The organism is Roseibium sp., assembly GCF_965276855.1.
GTDB lineage: Bacteria > Pseudomonadota > Alphaproteobacteria > Rhizobiales > Stappiaceae > Roseibium.
Genome location: NZ_OZ255700.1, coordinates 66,992 through 88,164 on the forward strand (window position 1 = coordinate 66,992; position 21,173 = coordinate 88,164).

Genomic DNA, 21,173 nt, shown 5'->3' on the forward strand with positions numbered 1-21,173 from the left:
CATCATTCCCACTCAATCGTGCCCGGAGGCTTCGACGTGATGTCGTAGGTCACGCGGTTGATGCCTTCGACCTCGTTGATGATCCGGGTGGCAGTTTCGCCCAGGAATTCATGCGTGAAAGGATAATAGTCCGCGGTCATGCCGTCGACGGAGGTTACGGCACGGAGCGCACAGGCGTAATCGTAAGTTCGGCCATCACCCATCACACCGACCGTGCGCACCGGCAGGATCGCAACAAACGCCTGCCAGATTTCATCGTACAGGCCGTGCTTGCGGATCTGGTCAATATAGACCGCGTCCGCCTTGCGCAGGATTTCCAGCTTATCGCGGGTGATTTCACCCGGGCAGCGGATGGCAAGGCCCGGTCCTGGAAACGGATGACGACCGATGAAACTCTCCGGCAAGCCAAGCTCCCGGCCAAGCGCCCTCACCTCGTCCTTGAACAATTCGCGCAGTGGCTCGACCAGTTTCAAACCCATCTTTTCCGGCAGGCCGCCCACGTTGTGGTGCGATTTGATCGTTACCGAAGGCCCGCCTGAGAAGCTGACGCTTTCAATCACATCCGGATAAAGCGTACCTTGAGCCAGGAACTCCGCGCCTTCAATCTCATTGGCGTGTTTCTGGAACACGTCGATGAACAGCTTTCCGATGATCTTGCGCTTGGTTTCCGGATCGGATTGACCATCCAGTTCGCCAAGGAACAGATCGCTCTCGTCGGCATGGATCAGAGGAATGTTATAGTTGTCCCGGAACATAGAGACGACTTCTTCCGCCTCGTTTAGCCGCAACAGACCGTGGTCGACGAAAACACATGTTAGCTGGTCGCCGATGGCCTCATGGATCAGGACAGCGGCCACGGAGCTGTCGACACCACCCGACAAACCGCAGATGACTTTCTTGTCACCGACCTGCTGACGGATCTTCTCGATCGCGTCGTCCTTGTAGGCGCCCATCGTCCAGTCACCGGTGAAACCGGCCAGCTTGACGAAATTCTCGTAAAGCGTCTTGCCGTTCGGTGTGTGGTGCACTTCCGGGTGGAACTGAACGGCGTAAAAGTTCCGGTCCGTGTCCGCGGTGATCGCGTAAGGAGCGTTCGGCGAGGTTCCGAACACCTCGAAACCGGGCGCGAGCTTGGCGACGTGATCGCCATGGCTCATCCAGACCTGCTCCTTGCCGCCCGCAAACCAGCCGTTCAGGATCGACAGATCTGTGCCGGCAGGCGTGACGAACGCCCGACCGAATTCCGCGGTGCCGCCACCGCCGGATATCTTACCGCCATGCACTTCACCGCCCAGCTGCTGCATCATCACTTGCTGGCCGTAGCAGATGCCGAGGATCGGAACACCGATGCTGTAAACACTTTCCGGTGGGCGCGGTGAGCCTTCCCGCGTCACGGAATCCGGCCCGCCGGAGAAGATCACTGCCTTTGGCGCGAATTCGGCCAAAAACGCGTCGGTGACGTTTTGATACGGGTGGATTTCGCAGTAGACATTCAGCTCGCGCAAACGACGGGCGATCAGCTGGGTCACCTGCGAACCGAAGTCGATGATAAGGAGGCGGTCGTGATGATGTGTCATGGCGCGCTTCTACCTGCCTTTTTGCCGAAATTGAACCCGATTCTTGCGCCGCAAACGCTCTCGCACAAGATTTTGCCTGTTGCTGTTCTGTCCAACAGTCCGGGAGAAGCTGTGTACGGTTGGATTTGGCGTTTGCTCCAGACTCCCCGGCTGCCCTAGGTTAATGAATCAATAACAAGCCCAACCGAGCACCATGACCGCAGCTGCCCGCGAAATTTACGACCAGGCCCTTGGCTTTGAAGCCAACGGAGACCTCCTGAGAGCCAAGACCGGCTATCTGCGCGCAAGTGACATGCTTCCGCATGACACCGAAATTGCCTATCGGGCTGCCTCTACGTTGCTGCGGACCGGCGAGCTTGAAGAAGCGCAATCCCGTTTGCGCCGGCTCATCTTTGCTGATCCGACCCATATCGACGCCCGCGCCAGCCTTGCCAACTGCCAGCTGCTGATGAATGACCTGGACTTGGCTGAGAGCAATTTCCGGGAGGTTCTGGATCGGGATCCGGACCATAAGAACGCATTGTTTGGACTGTCCAAACTTCTGTTGAAACGCCAGCAGCCACGGCTCGCGGCACCTTATGCGCAGCGGTTGTCAGCTCTATTGCCGAACAGCCCCGCAGCACAGACCGTTGTGGCTGAGGTATTGGAAAAGGATGGACAGGCACCGCAGGCTGTGGCCGCATACCGGAAACTGATAAAAGCCGCTCCGCACCATGTGCCGGCGCTGCTAGGTCTTTCCCGGACCCTCCTCAAATCGAAACGCTACGACGAAGTCATCTCGTTGGCAGTTCAGGCCGCTGAGCAAGACGCAGACAATCCGGACGCCTTTGACATCCTGAGCCAGGCATTGGAAGGCCGCGGGGATATCGAAGACGCCCTGGAGACCGGGACGGAAGCCCTCCGCCTTGCGCCGGGCAACACTGAATTGGTGACCCGTCTCAGCGTCATTTGCCGCAAGCTCGGCAAATTCGGTGCAGCGCTCCGGTACGCCTTGCAGGCGGTTGATGCAAACCCGGAAAGCCGCAGCCCTGCAAATGCCCTTGGTGCAGCCTTGGCCGCACTCAAGTTTCCGAACCAGGCCCGCGTGGTTTTGACATCGGGCAGCGGCAAGAACCTCGATCCCGAAATTCGGACGCTGGTTGAAAAGCTGATCAAGGCATCGGAGGGTGCTGCAAAATCAACCAAGAGCACTTCGGCCGGTGTCGGCAATACCGACAGCAAAGCAGCGCAGAGCTCGGAACCAGATAAAGAAACAGCGGAAATCAACAACGCAACAGAGACGGCTGCGTACGGCGTTTCCGTCGATGGTACGGAAGCAAAACAAACGGAATCCGGAGATAAGACCGAAGCAATTCAGTTTTCCGGAGACGGTGAAAAACCGAAATTCGGCGCAAGCCCAGACGAACCTTTGCCGAATGTGCTCGGGCTCAGCCGAAGAGATATGTCCTAAAAGACTTACGCAGTCCGCTCCAGGATCGCGATGAAGAAGCCATCCGTCTTGGTGGATGCAGGCGTCAAGGTCAGGTCACCGCGCTCGGTAACATAGGCTGGAGCTGGCTTGCCCGGCAGCATTGCGGTCCAGACATCTAATGCAGATACAGATGTAAAGTCCGGATTTTCGGAGAGAAACCGGCTGATTTGGTTGGCATTTTCTTCTGGGAGTAACGAGCAAGTTGCGTACACCAAACGTCCGCCAAACTTCACGTACTCTTTTGCATTATCAAGCACATGCACCTGATCGTTCATGCGATCGTTGAGCGCTTTTTCCGTCAATTTCCATTTTGAATCCGGCCGGCGGCGCCAGACACCGGTGCCCGTGCATGGCGCATCAATGAAGACAAGATCCATCTGCCCCTTCAGGTCGTCCAGCGTGGAGCTCGCGGGATCACGAACCTGTATGTTGCGGACACCGGCCCGCTGCAGCCGTTCATGGATCGGAGCAAGGCGCAAACGATCTGCATCATAGGCATAGAGCTGACCTTTGTTCTCCATGGCGGCTGCCAGCGCCAGCGTCTTGCCACCACCGCCTGCACAATAATCCAGAACCTGTTGTCCGGGCTGAGCCCCCGCCAACAAGGCTGCCAGCTGACTGGCCTCATCTTGAAGGTCGAACCAGCCTTTGCGGTAGCCCTCTTCAGCCTGAACATGCGGCATCCGGCCAAGACCCGGCTTTGCTTCAATGCGCATTCCAAGCGGCGACAAACCGGTCTCTTGGGCGCCTGCATGGCTGAGTTTTTTCAAGAGTTTTTCGCGATCCGACTTCAGGGTATTCACCCGCATGTCGACCGGTGCGCGCTGTGCGAGGGCCCTGCCCTCGGCGACAGCATTTTCGCCAAAAACCACGGAAAATTTGGGCCACAGCCATTCCGGCACATCGGCCGCCTGCCAGGGCTGTAATTCGTTCGGCACAGGCGCGGCAAGACGGTCTGCCTCAGCGTCGGTCAACGGCTCGGGCGCATGCCGGTCTTCGTTCAAAACAGTGGTCAGCGCCTCAAGACCTTTGTCCCAAGTCAGCACATAGGTCGCGAGCGCCAGTGCACGCGGTCTGTCGTCCTGCATTTGAGCTGATAAAGAGGCCCGGTTGCGAAGGGCGTCAAAGACGAGATTCCCTATGACGGTGCGATCACCCGACCCGGCAAACCGGTGCGCGGATCCCCATTCTTTCAAGGCAACCTGGACCGGCCGATGACGGCGTTCCACTTCGTCCAGGACTTCAATTGCCGCCGCGAGGCGTCCGCCGTCTTTCATTGCTTACCCTTTGAAAAGAGCCGACATCAGACCGGCTCCTTCGATATGTACAGTCGATCAAACGTTTGATGGATAATTCGGGCTCTCGCGGGTGATGGTCACGTCATGCGCATGACTTTCCCGCAAACCCGCGCCGGAAATTTGGACAAAGCGTGCTTTTTCCTGGAAGTCCTCAATGGTCTTGCCACCGACATAACCCATGGCTGCGCGCAGACCGCCTGCCAACTGATGGAGTACACTGCCGAGCATGCCCTTGTACGGAACCTGACCTTCGATACCTTCTGGGACCAACTTTAGACTGTCCCGGACTTCGGCCTGGAAATAGCGGTCGGCCGAACCGCGCGCCATGGCGCCAACGGAACCCATGCCGCGATAAGATTTATAAGACCGGCCCTGGTGCAGATAGACCTCGCCTGGGCTTTCTTCAGTGCCGGCAAGCAGTGAGCCAACCATCACGGAAGCTGCACCGGCAGCAATTGCCTTCGCAAGGTCTCCCGAAAACTTGATGCCCCCATCGGCGACGACCGGAACACCTTGTTTGTTGGCTTCGTTGACCGATTCAATGATCGCGGTCAGCTGCGGGACGCCGACACCCGCCACGATCCGCGTTGTGCAGATGGATCCGGGACCAATTCCGACCTTTACGGCATCCGCCCCGGCATCAATGAGCGCTTTTGTCGCTTCTGCAGTGGCCACGTTACCGGCCAGAACCTGCACCGAGTTGGAGAGTTTTTTGACCCGGTTGACCTGGTCAAGAACCTTCTGGGAATGGCCGTGGGCCGTATCGACCACCACCATGTCGACCCCGGCATCAATCAGACGCTCGGCGCGGGCAAATCCCTCTTCACCAACGCTGGTCGCTGCAGCGACACGCAAACGTCCTTGGGCATCCTTGGACGCATTCGGGTTGAGCTGCGCCTTTTCCATATCCTTGACCGTGATTAGGCCGGTACAATTGCCGGCGTCATCAACCACAAGCAATTTTTCAATGCGGTTTTGGTGGAGCAAGCGTTTGGCTTCGTCTTGTTTGACGTTATCATTGACCGTTACCAGATTGGAGCTGGTCATCAGCTCGCGGATTTTCTGGTCCGGATTGGATGCAAAGCGCACATCGCGGTTTGTCAAAATGCCAACAAGCTTGCCCGTCACCTGACCGCCGGTTCCGCCATTCTCAACAACCGGAACGCCCGAGATCCCGAAACGTTTCATCAGATCAAGCGCGTCCTGCAGGCTGGCATCCGGTCCAATCACCAGCGGGTTCACAACCATGCCGGATTCGAACTTCTTGACCATGCGGACCTCTTCAGCCTGCTGGTCCAGAGAGAGGTTGCGGTGAATGACACCGATGCCGCCGGCCTGAGCCATGGCAATCGCCAAACGGCCTTCGGTAACCGTATCCATGGCCGACGACAGGATCGGAATGTTCAGCTCAAGTTCGCGGGTGACCTTCGTGCGCAGATCAACATCACCCGGCATGACTTCCGAGTGACCGGGGATCAGCAGCACATCGTCGAAGGTCAGGGCTTGTTGCCCGGTCGATGGGACAAAGAAAGATGCCATTGCCAATTCCCCTATAAATACAAATTGAGACGCACGCTTTTAGGAGAGCCTGCATCTTGTCGAGTCGCTTCGGCTGTGCCGGAGAAGTTGGCGCGGGTGAATAACATGCAGGTGACAGAATGAAAAGGGCCTGTTCGAACAGGCCCTGCACTTTCCATCGCCGTTGTTTCCAAACACTGCCTATGAGTTCAGTCTTCAGGCAGGTCGCTGCCGCGAAAACCCTTGGCAATCACATAAAGCTCCGGGCTTTCCTTCCGGCTTGCAGGAGGTTTCAGGTGCGCAACGGATTTGAACTCCCGCTTCAACTCCTGAAGCATGGCGTTCTCCGTCCCGCCGCGAAACACTTTGGCCAAAAAGGACCCGCCAGGAACAAGATTGCGGCGTGCAAAGTCGATCGCGATTTCAAAGAGATGCGTGGTGCGCAGGTGATCGGTCTGTTTATGGCCCGTTGTCGGCGCCGCCATATCCGACAGGACAACATCCGGTTTGTGTCCGCCGAGCGCTTCCATCAATGCTGCCGGGGCGTCGTCATCCAGAAAGTCTTTCTTCAGGAACACCGCGCCGCGCACGTGATCCATATCCAGATAGTCGATCCCGACGACCTTCGGAGACTCGACCGTCGACTTGACCCGGTCGACTGCAATCTGACACCAACCGCCCGGCGCACAGCCCAAGTCCACCACCCGGTAGCCGGGTTTCAAGAGCTTGTGCTTGTCGTCAATCTCGATCAGCTTGTAAGCGGCGCGTGACCGGTAGCCGTCAATTTTGGCGCGCCGGACATACGGATCGTTCAATTGCCGCGAGAGCCAGCGGGTCGACGATTCCCGCCGCCCGGCCGCCGTCTTGACCTTGACGTGCATACCGCGGTCACCAGATCCCCGTTTTTTCGATCCACTCATTGTCTGTTCCTCGGGCGGCCACGTCCTTGCCGCGGCCCGTTTTTCCTGCGCGCCCACACACCGTCGGCCGCCATCAACTCGGTCAAGATGCCTTCGCGCAACCCGCGGTCCGCAACCCTCAATCTCGGGCAACTCCAGCGCCGCCGGATGGCCTCCAAAATCGCACAGCCGGCCAGCACCAGGTCGGCCCGGTCTTCGCCGATGCAAGGATTGCTGACGCGCGCCTCATACGGCATGTCGCGCAGCTGATCAATCATACCGCCGACTTGTGTGTCTTCCAGCCAGGTGCCGTCGACGCGCCGGCGATCGTAGCGCCGGAGCCCAAGATGAACCCCGGCCAGAGTTGTTACCGTGCCCGAGGTACCAAGCATATGAACCTTGCCGCTGGAGATCGCTTCGGAAAGATCATCTGCAAGGTTGAACTCGGCCAGATGATCGGCCGCATCGTCCACCATGGCTTCAAAGATGTCCGGTGTGACATGAACGCCGCCGTGCCGCTCGGCCAAATTGACAACACCAACCGGCAAGGAGATCCAGGACCGGATGAACCGCGTCAGTGCATATCCGCGCGCGCCGCATCTGTTGCGCAGGTCGAGCCAGACGATTTCAGAAGAGCCGCCGCCGATATCAAACAAAATGACGCCGTCGGCATCATGATCAACCAGGGATGCACATCCTGCCACAGCAAGCCGTGCTTCGGTTTCCCGATTGACGATTTCCAAGGCGAGGCCGGTCTCAGCCTGAACACGCGAAATGAAGTCTGCCCCGTTTTCGGCCGCCCGGCAGGCTTCCGTTGCGATCAGACGGGACCGTTCGACGCCGCGTTCCGCCAGCTTGCGATGGCACTGGGCCAACGCATCAATTGCGCGGTCCATGGCCGCATCGCCAAGCCGCCGGTGTGCGCCGACCCCTTCCCCGAGCCGCACGATCCGGGAATAGGCATCGACGACGCGAAAACCACGTTCTTCGGGACGCGCGATCAGCAAACGGCAATTGTTCGTTCCAAGATCGAGCGCAGCATAAAGAGGCGCATTGCCGGTCGTGGGAAGCGAATGTCGGCGATGACCATGCCGATTGCCTTCGGGCCCGCGCTGACGGGGGCGCCGCTGAAACTGCGGATCCCTCACAGGAGCCTCAGGCGGCCGATGTGTCCCCTCCGGCTTTGACACTCCATTCACAGCCGCAGCTGGGTCGGTATCTGCACTTCCCGTCGTGCCACCGATGGGCTTGGTTTGCACAATCTGCTCGGCTTGACTGCCATGCTTTTTCGCCTTCCACCGTTTTCGCCCCCGGCGGTTGGCTGCTTTTTTGCCCTTTGCGGACGGCACTCCGTCAGACTGTGGTGCCGTCAAGGCGCCACCAGTTGCCTCAAGCTGAGAATTGCCGGAACCAACCGCGCTGGTGGATCCGGCCTGGGTCGACCGGCGCCGCCCGCGCCGTTTCTTTTTCCGCTGCGCCGGATTCGCCACACCGGAATCAGCTGAACCATTCGCCAATTTGGCGTCAGCGGGTCTGGTCTGTCCGGCCGCTAAAGAGACATTTGTGGCGTCAGCTCCATTTGAAGAAGCTGGGCTGGCCGGCCTGATGGCCTCCCTTCCCGGTGCTCCTGAAGCCTGACCGGCTCGGTTTTTCCGGCGCCGTCGGTTTCGTCCCTTGCGCTCCTTGAGCGCTGCGTTTTGTCCGGACACATCAGGGGCACTTCGCCCGGATTCGGGCGGTTCCTGACCTGAATGAGTCACTTTTTTTGCCTTTCGATGCCCCGGGTTAGCGTGCGTTGCAGCGCACCACTTACCCGGAGCAAGTCCTTTAGTTGGGAAAACTGTATCAGGTTGACCGCCGCTCGGAAAGAACCACGCTTGGCAAATTGTCAAAGGGCGGATCAGGGGATTGTCACGCGCAAGAGCCCTTGGGAATTTTATGGCCAAAAAAGTGCAAGTTGCTCTTGCATTCGGGTGACGGTTGGATGTATACGCGCCTCACCAATCGAGGCGCCCAAGTTGTGCCTCCGCCCGCCAGCCGTGCGCGGCCCGGATTGGGGAATAGGTTAACGGTAGACCCGCAGACTCTGACTCTGTTAGTCCTGGTTCGAATCCAGGTTCCCCAGCCAACTAATCAACAAATCATTGATGTATATATATATAGAAAACAGGCGTGAAAATCTGTTCTCTCAATCGATTCTTGCAGCGCGCAAGATCGTTTGGCCTTACGCGCAAGAACGGATGGCACCGGTTTTTAGGCCATCTGTCCCATTAGCCGCAACAGTACTCAATTGCTGATCAACAGCTCTGTGACTTGTTTTGCCCCGCTCCGGTTGGCGGAATAAGTGACGTCGACTTCCTCGACCTTGAACGCGCGGATCGTCAGCCAGGTTCATGCCGAAGCCGAAATACGCCTGCCGGCGGACGCCTTGGCCTCGGAGCTCGCCATTGCTTACAATCTTCTGATGGCCAAGGCCGAAGATCCGGCGGACATACTTGAACTCAAGAGCCTCCTGCCCTGGCTGGAGACCCACCTGACAAAAACATTGAACCAAGCGATAAATGAGCCCGGCGCCGGGAAACGCGAGGCTTGACCGTGGTTCGGATTGCGACAAAGAAACCAGAAGCTGTCGCATCAAATTTAAACTCGCATTTGTTGCAATGTCAATTTTACATATCAAATGTATTTCAGAAACGGCAAAATTGATCAGTAGATAAAATTCGGAACAAGAAACTGGCATGCCCGATAAAGTGGCGATGCCAAATCCTCGATTCACGTAATTAGGACCCTTTATTTTTGTTTACTATTTGTCTCGGAAGGAAGCTCGCCAAAGAAGCGTCGGTAAACATCCGCAAACTGACCCATGTGCCAGAAACCATGCCGATTAGCGATTTCCGCAATCAATTCTGAGGGCGCACGTGCAAGCAGACCCAGTCTGACCTGAGTCAGTCGAAGTCTGACATAGTAGGCCTTGGGACCGCACCCAAACCGGTCCTTGAACCCCCTGTCAAGCGTCCGCCATGATGCTTCGGAAGATCTGCAAAGTTCTTTGATGGGAAGCGGGTCACTGATGTGGGCATGCATGAGGTCTATGGCTCTTGTGACCGCTCGGTTCCGCAGCTGTGCATCGCTTTTGTCCTCATGCAGTTCTCCGTCCGTCAGAATCGACAGGACATCAAGCATGAGAGACGCTTCCAACTCCATGTCGTAGGGCATATGCGGGTCAAACAACGCACCAACCAGGCGGCGTTTAAGCCCGGCCATTCGCCGTGATGATTGCTCGGACTGTAACACCCGTGTTGCCGGTTCCTCTCCAGACGTTTGGTACCCGCAAGCACCAGCGAAGCTTGAGAATGCCGCAGTATCGAATGACACGACATGGCCGACAAACGCTTCTGTGGTTACGCCATCAAAACCGTCGTTGTTTCCAAAAGTTAAAAATGCATCACGGTCCAACTCTTGTCCCTGCCAATTCATAACCGTGCCGCCGTTTGCAATCCCAAAGGTAACGACACCATTCGGACACGCGCCGCGTTGATGAACAGGCCGGTCCGTTGCGATGTTTAAAATGGACGAGTTTCGGCCCTCACGGACAGCAATTTTAGTTGACATTGCTCCGGCATCGAGCTGGCGAAAGTCAAGTTCCCATGGCGATAAAGCTCCAAACTCGTTCGGATGAGACAATTCAAATTGTTCGGTGGCTGAAAAAGTCTGCACTGAGTTTTCCTCTCCAGGGAAGACATGTGGCGAATTTTTGATGTGCTTCAAAAAAGCTTCGTGCCACTGTCACAAGGTTTTGACGAAGCAAAACATCGAATGTGTCAACTGACAATGACTGAATTTAAGAGACACATATGGACCGGCCAAACACCCCGTCAGGTGACCCACGCTCTGAACGGAATGCTTTTGGTCTGCCATCACCCGCTCACAAACTCTTGCCGGACTTTGGCCAACAATCCACCCAGTCTGATACGGCCATGGGGTCTGAACGGCTTGGTCAAACAATGCACAGGCATGGTGAAAGGAAGGAAACTTGGTAATCATGACGAACCTGCGAGCCACCAGTGCCGTTGCTTTGGCGCTGCTGACGGTTTTCGCCGCACCGGCAAAGTCTCAGAATGCTCCCATCATTCACGACGGCGAATATGACTTCCTGCGCGCCCAATACGGGGATGTTTGGGATGCGCAAGATGCTGAAATAGATGCAAGGCTCAAAGAAATTCGGGATGCCAATGGCGGCGACCGCCCGAATATTCTTTACATGTTGATTGATGATGTAAGTTTCGGGCAGATGGGCAACCGCGCGCTGAATTACGTGACCGGTTTTGACACGCCCAACATCAACAATTTTGCGGCCGAAGGCATGTCGATGATGCGGATGTACACCGAACCATCGTGCACGCCGACAAGGGCCGCATTTCTAACTGGCCGGCACCCGGTCCGGACCGGACTTAAAGAAGTCAAAGTTGCCCTGATTGGAGAAGGCCTGAGCGGAGACGAGGTCACATTGGCCGAAATTCTTGGCGAGGCAGGATACAACACGGCGCATGTCGGTAAATGGCACCAGGGCGACATTGAAGAAGCCTACCCGCACAATCAGGGCTTTGATTGGGCAGCCTTTCCGCTGCACCAACAGGCGCAGCTGTCCTTAATGACCCGGGAGGCCCTTCAGGCCAACAATATGGTTGGCTGGCATTCGACCGGGCAGTCCAATCAGTTTCAAATGGATGACAGGTTCAAACCGTTTGGTTTGGTCACCGGTGTCGAGGCTGAGGTTGGCGGACTGGCGCGGGAAGTGAATTTCGAAGCCGGAGAAGAATGGACGCAAGCGCATTATGATGAAATGAATGCACGGTATCAGAGGCAGGCGCTTGAGCAACTGGAACGTCTTGCCGGACAAGACGAGCCTTTCTTCCTAAACTACTGGCCGCTCTACCCGATCAACTTTGTATACCCTGAACAGTCTCGTTCGCGAAACGGGGGTTTCATGGCAGACAAGGTCGAGGTCGTGGACGACTATTTTGGCGAATTGCTTGCAAAGCTTGAAGATCTGGGAATTGCTGACAATACCATCGTCGTGTTCATGGCAGACAACGGCATGTTCAAGCAGTATCAGCCAAACTCCGGCCTCTCGGAACTGGTCTATCGTGGCGGCAAACTTGACCATCTTGAAGGTGGCGTGCGCGTGGATGCCTTCATAAGGTGGCCTTCGGGGATTGAAGCAGGGAGCTATGCGGGAGATATCTTCCACGTCTCCGATTTCTTCACGACGCTTGCCAATATCGCAGGCGCAACTGAGTTTATCCCGAGGGATCGCATCATTGACGGCCTCAACCAAACAGCCCTCCTGCTGGAAGGAGAAGGAAATGGTCGTCGTGACTATGTCTACATCTACGAAGGCACCTTGTTGCGCTCGGTTGTGAAGGGCAATCACAAGATGCACCTGCCTCCTCCTGGCGTCCCGGGCGCGGCGGCTCCTGTGTTCAACTTGCTGCATGACCCACGCGAAGAGAGGGCTCTCGTGGGAACATCACTGTGGTCGGGGGCATCCTTTCAGGACATGGTTAAGCGTCATGAAAAGCGGATCACCGAGTTTCCCCATCTGCCTTTAGGCAAAGATGAGCCCTATGGGGGTATCGAGAACTTGCGGCCAGAAAGCGAACGTGCCCGCGATGTCTTTATGAGCTGGCAATAAGAACCCGCACGCGCTCCTCGATCATAATCGGGGAGCGCCTCCAGAGCTTGTAAAACGAGACAAAAAAGGAAACCCGATGAGATCTGTAATTCTGCGCTTTGTTCTTGGGCTGAGCATGCTGTCATTCGCGAATAGCGCAATGGCGGACGCCACGAGTGAAGCCATCCTCGCTTGGGGCGAGGAAATGCGAAACGCGGAAGCCGCCGCTCCGACCCCCCATCCAGCGACCTACAACAGTCAAGTTGGGGTGTTTTACCTGTCCGTCTTCGAAGCTGTAAACGCCAGCACCGGCGCACAGTGGGAGACCTATAGCGGCGCAATCCTGCCCAGCGACGCGCGGGCAGATCTTGCGGCAAGTTACGCTGCGCACGCTGCACTGAGCGCAATATACGGCGGGAGTACCAAAGCGCTCGACGCCCGTCTCGAGACACTTGTAAAATCCGCAACTGACAGCGAGATCGCCGCGGCCAAGGCAGTTGGAAACGCTGCATTTGACGCTGTCAACTCAAGGCATAGCGGTGTCCGCGAAGTCTTTTTCCTTACAGGCGATGATCAGTTTATGCCTCCGCCGCCCCCTGCTATTGACAGCGAAAAATACGCCCAGGATTACAATCAGGTAAAAGACTTCGGCGGTATGAAAAGTACGGTCCGTACGGCCGAGCAGGGCGAGATCGCCAAGTTCTGGAGCGATAATCGTACAGGCACCATGGCGGCAAAGCACTTCAATGCAGAAAAAATCATCGCGGCGGCTGGGCTTGAAGGCCCCGAGTTTGCGCGCAGCTTGGCTTTGTTTGCTGGCGGGCAGCACGATGCCATTCTTTCGGTTACTGCAAGCAAGGGCGTTTACAAAACCGACCGGCCCGTCGCCGCGATACATAAAGGTGACACCGACGGCAACCCACTCACGGCGGGTGATCCGTCATGGGTTATGTTCGGCAACAATGTCCCACCTGAAGATCTCAGTTATTCCTATGCGTCTGGCGGTGGCACATTGGGCAGCTACTTCGCCAACATGGTTGGGCACCTGATTGGGACCGATGACGTGACCTTTGAATATCGGTATCTCGACAAACCGGGCACGCGAAACTTCGAGCGGTTGTCGGACATGCAAGCCGAATTGGGCCAATCGCGGATCTACAATGGCGAACACTTCATGCATGACGTTGAGGCGGGCTGGCGCATGTCGAAACAGATTACGGACTACATATCTTCCAATGCCTTGATGCAAGTGAGCCAATGAAGAAGATCCGTAGGCGCGATGTTGCAATGCCCCATGGCGTTTGGCAGCTTTGGGCCGGAATCGACCGACCTCTGAACATGCCCGCGGCGGTTTCGCATAATATGGAGTTTGGAATGGGGAACGTCAGTCCCCACCATTGGTTGGGTGGGTCCCGCTTGAAACGAAGCATACTTAGAAAAATTGCCCCCGGGAACCAAGCGCCTCACTCCCCTTCCCCGTTCCCGGCATGAAGCCGTATTCTGGCATCTTTGAAATTGCTTTTTCGACTTGCGCGGTCCAAGCCAACGTTCGGCGCCAATAGTATCCGCGGAAGGAATGTTTCAACGCGGCATGAAATACCCTTCAAAGCCTTAAAAAACCGCCAATTTCCACAGATTCGCAGATAATCCCGGATAAGCCCTAAATGCCACCCGTTCCTGCACGTTACACGACTGGTGCAGCTGTAGCGCGCAGGATCGTTTGGCCAAAAACGCAAGAACGGATGGCACCGGTTTCAAGGCCTCAGTGATTGCCGGTTATTCCGAAATCGCCCTCGCCTCATCCCTCAAAAGCAGCCTTGAGAATTCGGAACGCATACGCTGCCGACAATGGGACCACTCCATTGCCGACGGCCGTGTTTCGTACACTGCGATCCCAAGTTAATAGGCTGGTATATGCGGTTTGAGACGAATATTGGCGGAGAGCCGTCGTACTATAAGATCGGCGGAAACATCTGCTCTGCAAACGTTTCGGACGTTTTACCGAATGGAGATAACCGGAGTACTTCAGTCATTTTCGAGCGTTGCCTCCACAATCCGCAGAAATTTGAGGCCAATTTGGTTTGTGATGGCTTAGTCTGGTTAGTTTGTGTTTAACACTCTTTTTCGGCGGTTATTCGGCGATTTTCCATCCGAAACCCTTACCAGGACCCATCCGGCAACCACCAAAGAAAGGTGATCAGCCGGACCGATGCGTTTCTAATGCAAACTTGACACATAATTTGCCGGACAGACCGTTTCGGATCGGCAGGATAAAATGCGGAATTAGCAACGGGCCTTATCAAAACCGCGCCACAACGCCCAGAAGTGGTCCGTGCGTAACGGTGTCGTAGGCAAAGCTGTCGATGCCCGACTTGCCGTTGCTGTAGTCAACGCCGAGTGCCTTGTACTGAAGATGCGTCGACCAGACCTGGTTGAAGTGGTACCCGATGCCGGCCTGAACGTTCCAGGTGAAGTCGGACGCAGCTCCGAAACCGCCAATGTCTCCGCGGCCACTGACGGACCATTTTTCATTTAGCTTGTGAAATCCGCGCACGCCGATGACCGGATCAATCCAGTCGGCGCCGCGGGAAATGTCGAAATTGCCCGCAACGGTTCCGGTGCGATTGAAATCGAGGTTGATATCCCAGTACCGCGCGCCCGCAATGAGGTCGACATAGGATTGCGGTGTTGAGTAGGCCCTGTAGAACAGCATGCCCTCCACGATGAGCTGATCACCGCCAACCCGGATCCGCCCGCCCGGCAAGAGCGCGTCGGTCGAGTTCGCAAGGTTCATGTAGGCCACATCCACCATCGCGCCGAACCGCTGCTGATAGACCGCTTCTGCCCGGCCCATGAAGCCAAAGCGCAGGTTCGACAGGATGTCTGAGGTGCCCACATCGATGTCGGTGGACGGCAAGCGGCCAATCTGGGATGTCCCGACGATATTCGCCCCGACGAAATAGGGTGCCAGCACAAATTCCCAGGTTTTGTTGACGCGCTCATTCACCGGAACGGGTTGTGGAGCCGGGGCTTGCGGAAGATCCGCCGCAATCGCGGCCATCGGCAGCATTGCAGCCGCCAATATTCCGCAACCCAGTTTCGCGATGGGGGTCTTCAGTTTCTTGAGTGTCATTTGGTCGTTCTCATTCCAATCATGTGCACGCCGCCAAGGCGATCAAACACCAAAATGGCTTCACCGCAAACCCAATGGGCCTTGATTTCTTCTGCATCAAACAGTCCCTCAGTTGCGGGAGTCATGACAAGCATTTTTAAGTCCTTGTTCGTAAATACAGAAGCCTGCAACTCATCGAAGTAGGCGCACTTGGTGGGCGCAAGAACCTCTAGTCGAAATCAAAGCCAACATCGCCACTCGGATCAAACGGCAGGTTTGGCAACTGCTGAATGAAGTCCAAGAGGTCGAATGGCAGGTTTTTCAACGCCTCCGGCGGATCGCTTAAAGCAACCGTTTCGGGGCGCGCATTTTCGATCGAGGTATAGGCCGGACCATACCCACGCGCCAGGTGCGGGTATTTTGCAATCCACTGTTCATGCCGCGCCCGCATGCGCCGAAACGGTTCCTTGAAATGGAACCCACCCACGACAATCGGATTTGTCTCACGGTGATCATTGAGAAGATCAAAAACGGACGTGATCCCTGCCGCGGCCTGTGACGGATCTGCCGATACCCAGTGCATTTTGTAATGATCTTTGACACTTGCGGCGAGCTGCGGCCCTGCATAGATCATCAAGCTGTCGCGGCGGCTGAAGCTATCGCCGTTTAGCAATAGAGAAGTCTGGTCCACGCCATCAATGACCCTGTCTGTTGGGACAAACTCCAAAGCACCGCCCAGACGCGCAAAGGTGGTGAACAGATCCGTGACATGAATGATGTCGCCAACAACCTGGCCTTGCTCAATCATTCCGGGCCACCATGCTTGTGCCGCTACGCGAACGCCGCCTTCCAGAAAATCACCCTTTCCTCCACGGAACGGGCCTTCACCCAAGCCCGCACCGGCAGGCGGGTTATGGGTCATCGGACCATTGTCCGACATCGCGATCACGAGTGTGTTCTCGGAGATACCCAACTCTTCTAGCAGGTCCATCAATTGGCCCACATCGGGGTCAAGGTACTTGTGGTAGGCCTCACCAACGAGGCCACGCTGTAGGGTTTCCTTTTTCGGATCCGGAATGAAGCTGATCCACATAGGCCACCAGGCGGCGTAAAACGGTTTTCCTGCTTCAGCATTGCGCCGAATGAAATCAAACGTTCTGTTGCGCGCTTCCGTGTCGAAAGACCTGTAGCACTCATTGCTTGTCCCGCACCATTCGCGTGTTGGGCCACCTTTGGTCCCCTCGACATAGAAAACGTAGCCGTCCTGCAAAAACGTGGCGTCTTTTTTGTATGGATTTTTCGGAAGCAACTCCGTCTTCAGCCCAACCACCGCATTTGCGGCTTCCGCTTCGACATTCCACAAGCTGGTGGATTGATTGTAGAGCGCCGTAAACGCCTCGTCGTATCCTTGATTATGGGGATAGGATTCTTCGATATCGCCCAGATGGGTCTTGCCGAAAAAGCCCGTAGAATATCCGGCTTCGCTGAGCACCTCTGCAATAGTGACATTCTCGGCTGCAATTCCCTCATATTCAACAGGGAAACCGACCGTATACATGCCCGAGCGAACGGCGTATTGCCCCGTCCATGCTGCAGCGCGTGTCGGTGTGCAGGCGGGCTCCGTGTACATCCTGGTGAAGAGCATGCCTTCTGCGGCCATCTGATTGAGGTTTGGAGTTTCATAGCCTCGTATTTGCTGCAGGGCGGGAATGCCGACAGCACCAAATGGTTGATCATCCCACATCAAATGGATCAGGTTTGGCGGCGTTCCGTATTTTTCTCTGAGCTCGGCCAGCTTGGTGTCGAGCTGATCGTCTTCAACCTGCCAGACAGTCCCGTTTTGCGCTTCGAGGATGTAATATTCGGCGTCATGGATGATGTCTGTTCCGTTCTGGGCAAAGACTGCGGACGCGCCTAAAATGGCAGCCAAGACGTATCCTAGGAAAACACTTTCAAGTGGCCTGACGAACGTGAACATACTAAGTTTCTCCCGAAACTGCGTGTGGCAAACCGAAGTTTCCGACCATGTCTGCTGGTCGCTTGTCGAACGAACAACGTAAAACAACGCAATAAACGGTTACAAAACGCGATAAGGCGCACTGATGACAGCAGAAAAACCTGTATCGACAACCGACAAGCTGGCTGCCTTGGAACGTGTGCTGGCCAGCAGCAGTTTCGACAACAGCGAGCGCCTCAAGTCCTTTCTTACCTATGTGGTCAAACAGGAAATCGACGATTCGGATACCGCAATAAGAGGAAAACAGATCCTCAAAGACGTCTACGCGAAAGATGTCGAGGCCGAACGAAATTCTGAAGCCGTGGTGCGGGTGGATGCAACACGGCTGCGGCAAAAATTGGAGGTCTATTATTCAACGGACGGTGAAGGTGACCCCGTTCGAATTCAAATCAACAAAGGAGGATACACTCCTCGGTTTGTTTGGTCAGAAGGGACGCAAACTCGAATCGATGAACCGAAGACAATCCTAGTTTCCCGAGGGCGCATGTCTGCTGCGGTTGCCATTGTTGGCCTCCTCACTGGAATACTTTACATCTACTGGCCCGAACGCGCCCCATCAGCCGAGGCTTCATCGATACCGTCTGAGCGCAGGACGGCATTGTTCGAGACGGCCCCAACCGCCTTGCTTGCCAGAAACCTGTCTGAAGAAGCACGTGAGATGCTGTTCCCCGCAGCTCAGCTTATCCGCGTCAGCGCTGCCTTGGACATTTTTGAAGATGCAATGGAACTGGACCCAAATTACTACGGCAGTTTTGCAGGCGCATCCCAAGCATCTGCTGTTTTGGCGGGAATGTCACCAGAACCGGCAACGCGGGCACGGCACATGCAAAATGCCGAAAAGTTCGCTGAACGCGCGATTTATCTGGATCCCACGAGAGCGTGGGCCCATTCTGCAAAGGCCTTTATGCTGTTCGTCAAACGCGACTACACCTCGGCGAACGAGGCCAGTCTAAGGGCGATCAAATTGGAACCAGACAACCGGCATACACTGGAGATAGATGCCATCATCGCCCTGTTTTCGGGACATTTTGAAAGGGCAATCACGAGTGCGGATCCGCAGCATCATGAAAATCGCCGGGGTTCAGGGCTGCCATGGCGGAATGCGCTTGGAAACACCTATTTTCATCTTGGCAACTACGACCAGTCTATCAAGCACCTCAACGCTGCGATAAAGAGCGGTGATCCGGTCAGTGAGATCAACACTGCTCATCTCATCGCCTCTTATCAGGCCAGTGGAGACGAGAAGAAGGCACAAGAACTTGTCAAAGCCTTTGAAAACTCGTGGCCGGACAGTCGGCTGTCCTCGGTACTGCGCAGAATTTTCGCCAACCAAAGCGACGCGGAAAACGTCCTGTCCAGGATGAAAGCTGCTGGCTGGACCGATCCAGCAATTGCCCACTGATCCGGTGAGTTTTGGTGAGCTGATGCAGACAGGCACAGGCTGCAGTCTTCTCCAAAGACGCTGCAGACCCGATCAGGAACTTGGCCAACGGTACAGACACGTCATCGAGAAACGATAACTGCATCCTCCCCCCACGAAAAAGTCAACGTTTTGTCGAGGGCAAAAAAGCTGTTTGAAAGTCAACAGCGAGAACCAAATGGCGACCGGTTGGCAGCTGCTGGGTCATTGCTTTCTCATGTTTGAAACATCGTTTTTTGGACGAAAACCTCCCATTCGTGACTTTCGAACAAACAAAAACCGTGTCCGGATCCGGAGACCATAACCTGTCTTATTTATCCGCCTGTTTACTCAGTACGGCTGACCAATTAAATTTATGATGCCGACGACCAGCATCCGGGCATACCAAACCAGCATTCCCAGAACAGAAAGATCGGCACAGCTGAAGACCGCCCTGAATGCCACTCCTCCCCGTCCAGAAATTCGGTGCCGATATCCTGCCATTCGTCATGCGCCTGGAAACCGAGTTCGCACAGCATGAAGCTAAGGAAGCCGCACGCGCGTGGGTGCAAAAGGTTCTGGAGGACGGGTGATCACCAAGCGTTGCCTGAAACGCGGACGCAGTTCAAAGCCGACCCCCCTCAGGACGTTGGTGGATGCAACAGCTTCAGACGGAATTGGGCGGGAGACGGATGTTTGCTGCGATATGAGCGAATATCCGCGTTGTCACCAGTTATTACCTCATCAGTCTTCGATTTGAGAGTTCGCTTCTCTCCAGTGCTTTCCCGCAATTGGCAGGCATCTAATTCGGACGCAGATAATTCAGCCAGGCATCCATTCGGATCATTACCTTGCGGATCAAGTGTGTTGCGCCCGCTGTTTGCGTATAGATCGCTGCGGTCCCACCAATCCCGCCAGGCATTTCTGCAAAACCACCGCCACTGTCGTCAATTTGAAGCACCACGCCCATTGTTTCGTTCGGTCCGTGATGAGGAGCAAGGGATGGCAGGATCCCGTTTGGCGGCAACTGGCCCGCTGCGGTGATCCTCACAAGCGACTCTACCTGCGCGGTAAACACCTTGCCAGGAAGGTAGGCAAACGTGACTTCAGCTGGTTGGTTCGGTTCAATGAACCGGACACGCGTCTGCGGAATGGAAGCAACAACCCGGCCAGTCGCCACCGGTGCAAATGCCATCCAGGACCGGAGCGGCAGATTGCTGACCCTTTGACCCGGACGCAAGGTCAACGCGAGGACATACCCATCTGCCGGCGCTCTGACCACAGTTTCGCGCAAATCGAATTCCGCCCGGCGCAGATCTGCTTCCAGGCGTGCAACGGTTGTATTCACACCATCGATTTCAGAGGCAAAGGCCAGACGCGCCTGCTCCGCTGTCGCTTCGGCACGGGTCAGCGAGGCTTCGGACGCAAGATAGGTGAGCCGGACCTGTTCCACGTCGCTTTCCGAAAACGGCGTACTCTGGCGGCCCAAAGCTGTCGCATTCTCGTTGGCCGTGCGCAGCCTATCAAACTCGTCCTTGGCCCGATCCCGATTTGCCGCAGCCTCTGACACCGACGCTTCGGCAGCCCTGAAATTTGCCTCAAGTTGCGGAACCGCTTGTTCCGCTTCTGCAAGCGCAGCCCGGCTGCGGGAAACCGCCGCTTCGAACGGTTCTGGATCGATCTTGAAAAGGACCGTTCCCTTTTCCACCAGCATCAGCGGCTGAACTGGCACCTCGGTCACTTCCCCGGAGACGTTGGGCACAATTTCAATGACCGACGTATAGGACCGGATGGGGCCGCTGGGCGCCCCCCATTGCATGGGAATGAACAGCACCACCAGCAGCAAAACCAGCCAAAGTACGGGCGAGATCTTCCAGAAGGGGGTGAGCCGGATGACACCGGCCTTGATGAGACCGAACAGAACAGCACAATAACAAAGGGTCAGGAAAACAATCATGCGTCACCCTCCGCACCGCTGTTCCGGACTGGCTCCTCACCGTCTGTGTAGGCCCAGATGAAGGCAATTGGCATCAAAAGGCCAAGGGTAAGCGCGCCCCAATAGCCGCACATCGCCACGGCCTCCGCACGCCGGTGCCCACGCCGTTTTGCGATTTTTCCGGGCCAGACAGCGAGAAACAGCCACCCGCCGATGAGTGTTGCCAGCAACACCAGCAACACGATCAGCGCGAAAATCATGAGAGGATCCAA

General features: G+C 56.0%; 17 protein-coding genes and 1 tRNA gene. 7 read left to right on the top strand and 11 right to left on the bottom strand.

Translation table 11 applies throughout. The features are described from left to right. Positions 1–2 precede the first annotated feature (2 nt). Positions 3–1,577 (bottom strand): glutamine-hydrolyzing GMP synthase, encoded by a 1,575-nt coding sequence (guaA, locus tag ACQY4Z_RS00300; protein WP_428525649.1) that lies wholly within the window; start codon positions 1,575–1,577, stop codon positions 3–5. Positions 1,578–1,770: 193 nt separating this feature from the next. Here guaA and ACQY4Z_RS00305 point away from each other — a divergent pair, with 193 nt between their 5' ends. Next, a complete protein-coding gene (locus ACQY4Z_RS00305) occupies positions 1,771–3,027 on the top strand; it encodes a tetratricopeptide repeat protein (RefSeq protein ID WP_428525651.1) in 1,257 nt (418 codons plus the stop codon). A gap of 5 nt (positions 3,028–3,032) precedes the next feature. Here ACQY4Z_RS00305 and ACQY4Z_RS00310 read toward each other — a convergent pair whose 3' ends face one another. The 4 genes from ACQY4Z_RS00310 to ACQY4Z_RS00325 form a co-directional block, all read right to left on the bottom strand. Beyond that, the gene (locus tag ACQY4Z_RS00310; protein ID WP_428525653.1) at positions 3,033–4,325 is read right to left on the bottom strand and encodes an RsmB/NOP family class I SAM-dependent RNA methyltransferase; all 1,293 of its coding nucleotides are present in this window, start codon (positions 4,323–4,325) and stop codon (positions 3,033–3,035) included. Positions 4,326–4,382: 57 nt separating this feature from the next. After that, entirely contained in the window at positions 4,383–5,885 is a 1,503-nt protein-coding gene (guaB, locus tag ACQY4Z_RS00315) for an IMP dehydrogenase (protein ID WP_428525655.1), read from the bottom strand. A gap of 188 nt (positions 5,886–6,073) precedes the next feature. Further along, a complete protein-coding gene (locus ACQY4Z_RS00320; RefSeq protein WP_420337672.1) occupies positions 6,074–6,784 on the bottom strand; it encodes an RlmE family RNA methyltransferase in 711 nt (236 codons plus the stop codon). Then, entirely contained in the window at positions 6,781–8,253 is a 1,473-nt protein-coding gene (locus tag ACQY4Z_RS00325) for a Ppx/GppA phosphatase family protein (protein WP_428525658.1), read from the bottom strand. The genes ACQY4Z_RS00320 and ACQY4Z_RS00325 overlap by 4 nt, the downstream gene beginning before the upstream one ends. 564 nt (positions 8,254–8,817) lie before the next feature. Here ACQY4Z_RS00325 and ACQY4Z_RS00330 point away from each other — a divergent pair. Next, a tRNA-Gln gene (locus ACQY4Z_RS00330) sits at positions 8,818–8,891 on the top strand. A 216-nt stretch (positions 8,892–9,107) separates the two neighbouring features. Continuing rightward, complete coding sequence (locus ACQY4Z_RS00335; RefSeq protein WP_428525660.1) at positions 9,108–9,356, top strand: hypothetical protein; 249 nt, start codon at positions 9,108–9,110, stop codon at positions 9,354–9,356. 197 nt (positions 9,357–9,553) lie between these two features. On the opposite strand, the gene ACQY4Z_RS00340 is transcribed toward ACQY4Z_RS00335, so the two are convergent. After that, positions 9,554–10,531: a helix-turn-helix domain-containing protein gene (locus ACQY4Z_RS00340; protein ID WP_428525662.1), complete on the bottom strand. Its 978-nt coding sequence runs from the start codon at positions 10,529–10,531 to the stop codon at positions 9,554–9,556. Between the two features lie 274 nt (positions 10,532–10,805). Here ACQY4Z_RS00340 and ACQY4Z_RS00345 point away from each other — a divergent pair, with 274 nt between their 5' ends. Together ACQY4Z_RS00345 and ACQY4Z_RS00350 are read left to right on the top strand one after the other, a co-directional pair. Further along, positions 10,806–12,458, top strand: a complete 1,653-nt coding sequence (locus tag ACQY4Z_RS00345; RefSeq protein ID WP_428525664.1) for a sulfatase-like hydrolase/transferase — start codon at positions 10,806–10,808, stop codon at positions 12,456–12,458. A gap of 76 nt (positions 12,459–12,534) precedes the next feature. After that, the gene (locus tag ACQY4Z_RS00350; protein ID WP_428525666.1) at positions 12,535–13,698 is read left to right on the top strand and encodes a vanadium-dependent haloperoxidase; all 1,164 of its coding nucleotides are present in this window, start codon (positions 12,535–12,537) and stop codon (positions 13,696–13,698) included. A 1,038-nt stretch (positions 13,699–14,736) separates the two neighbouring features. Here ACQY4Z_RS00350 and ACQY4Z_RS00355 read toward each other — a convergent pair. The 3 genes from ACQY4Z_RS00355 to ACQY4Z_RS00365 all read right to left on the bottom strand — a co-directional run bounded on the left by ACQY4Z_RS00355 (position 14,737) and on the right by ACQY4Z_RS00365 (position 17,479). Next, on the bottom strand, positions 14,737–15,570 hold the full coding sequence (locus ACQY4Z_RS00355) for a hypothetical protein (protein WP_428525668.1): 834 nt from the start codon (positions 15,568–15,570) through the stop codon (positions 14,737–14,739). Next, a complete protein-coding gene (locus ACQY4Z_RS00360) occupies positions 15,567–15,704 on the bottom strand; it encodes a hypothetical protein (RefSeq protein ID WP_428525670.1) in 138 nt (45 codons plus the stop codon). The genes ACQY4Z_RS00355 and ACQY4Z_RS00360 overlap by 4 nt, the downstream gene beginning before the upstream one ends. A 74-nt stretch (positions 15,705–15,778) precedes the next feature. After that, a complete protein-coding gene (locus ACQY4Z_RS00365) occupies positions 15,779–17,479 on the bottom strand; it encodes a sulfatase-like hydrolase/transferase (protein WP_428525672.1) in 1,701 nt (566 codons plus the stop codon). 172 nt (positions 17,480–17,651) lie between these two features. On the opposite strand from ACQY4Z_RS00365, the gene ACQY4Z_RS00370 reads away from it, so the two are divergent. Continuing rightward, positions 17,652–18,968, top strand: a complete 1,317-nt coding sequence (locus tag ACQY4Z_RS00370; RefSeq protein WP_428525674.1) for a tetratricopeptide repeat protein — start codon at positions 17,652–17,654, stop codon at positions 18,966–18,968. A 455-nt stretch (positions 18,969–19,423) separates the two neighbouring features. After that, on the top strand, positions 19,424–19,558 hold the full coding sequence (locus ACQY4Z_RS00375) for a hypothetical protein (protein ID WP_428525676.1): 135 nt from the start codon (positions 19,424–19,426) through the stop codon (positions 19,556–19,558). A gap of 209 nt (positions 19,559–19,767) precedes the next feature. Here ACQY4Z_RS00375 and ACQY4Z_RS00380 read toward each other — a convergent pair whose 3' ends face one another. Both ACQY4Z_RS00380 and ACQY4Z_RS00385 read right to left on the bottom strand, forming a co-directional pair. Further along, positions 19,768–20,922, bottom strand: coding sequence for an HlyD family secretion protein (locus ACQY4Z_RS00380; RefSeq protein ID WP_428525678.1), 1,155 nt, complete (start codon positions 20,920–20,922; stop codon positions 19,768–19,770). After that, the gene (locus tag ACQY4Z_RS00385; RefSeq protein ID WP_428525680.1) at positions 20,919–21,161 is read right to left on the bottom strand and encodes a DUF3302 domain-containing protein; all 243 of its coding nucleotides are present in this window, start codon (positions 21,159–21,161) and stop codon (positions 20,919–20,921) included. The genes ACQY4Z_RS00380 and ACQY4Z_RS00385 overlap by 4 nt, the downstream gene beginning before the upstream one ends. Positions 21,162–21,173 lie beyond the last annotated feature (12 nt).

What these genes read in the sequence shown, in the direction of transcription:
- guaA (WP_428525649.1), bottom strand. Translation starts at nt 1,577, where the DNA reads ATGACACATCATCACGACCGCCTCCTTATCATCGACTTCGGTTCGCAG.
- ACQY4Z_RS00305 (WP_428525651.1), top strand. Translation starts at nt 1,771, where the DNA reads ATGACCGCAGCTGCCCGCGAAATTTACGACCAGGCCCTTGGCTTTGAA.
- ACQY4Z_RS00310 (WP_428525653.1), bottom strand. Translation starts at nt 4,325, where the DNA reads ATGAAAGACGGCGGACGCCTCGCGGCGGCAATTGAAGTCCTGGACGAA.
- guaB (WP_428525655.1), bottom strand. Translation starts at nt 5,885, where the DNA reads ATGGCATCTTTCTTTGTCCCATCGACCGGGCAACAAGCCCTGACCTTC.
- ACQY4Z_RS00320 (WP_420337672.1), bottom strand. Translation starts at nt 6,784, where the DNA reads ATGAGTGGATCGAAAAAACGGGGATCTGGTGACCGCGGTATGCACGTC.
- ACQY4Z_RS00345 (WP_428525664.1), top strand. Translation starts at nt 10,806, where the DNA reads ATGACGAACCTGCGAGCCACCAGTGCCGTTGCTTTGGCGCTGCTGACG.
- ACQY4Z_RS00350 (WP_428525666.1), top strand. Translation starts at nt 12,535, where the DNA reads ATGAGATCTGTAATTCTGCGCTTTGTTCTTGGGCTGAGCATGCTGTCA.
- ACQY4Z_RS00355 (WP_428525668.1), bottom strand. Translation starts at nt 15,570, where the DNA reads ATGACACTCAAGAAACTGAAGACCCCCATCGCGAAACTGGGTTGCGGA.
- ACQY4Z_RS00360 (WP_428525670.1), bottom strand. Translation starts at nt 15,704, where the DNA reads ATGCTTGTCATGACTCCCGCAACTGAGGGACTGTTTGATGCAGAAGAA.
- ACQY4Z_RS00370 (WP_428525674.1), top strand. Translation starts at nt 17,652, where the DNA reads ATGACAGCAGAAAAACCTGTATCGACAACCGACAAGCTGGCTGCCTTG.
- ACQY4Z_RS00375 (WP_428525676.1), top strand. Translation starts at nt 19,424, where the DNA reads ATGCCACTCCTCCCCGTCCAGAAATTCGGTGCCGATATCCTGCCATTC.
- ACQY4Z_RS00380 (WP_428525678.1), bottom strand. Translation starts at nt 20,922, where the DNA reads ATGATTGTTTTCCTGACCCTTTGTTATTGTGCTGTTCTGTTCGGTCTC.
- ACQY4Z_RS00385 (WP_428525680.1), bottom strand. Translation starts at nt 21,161, where the DNA reads ATGATTTTCGCGCTGATCGTGTTGCTGGTGTTGCTGGCAACACTCATC.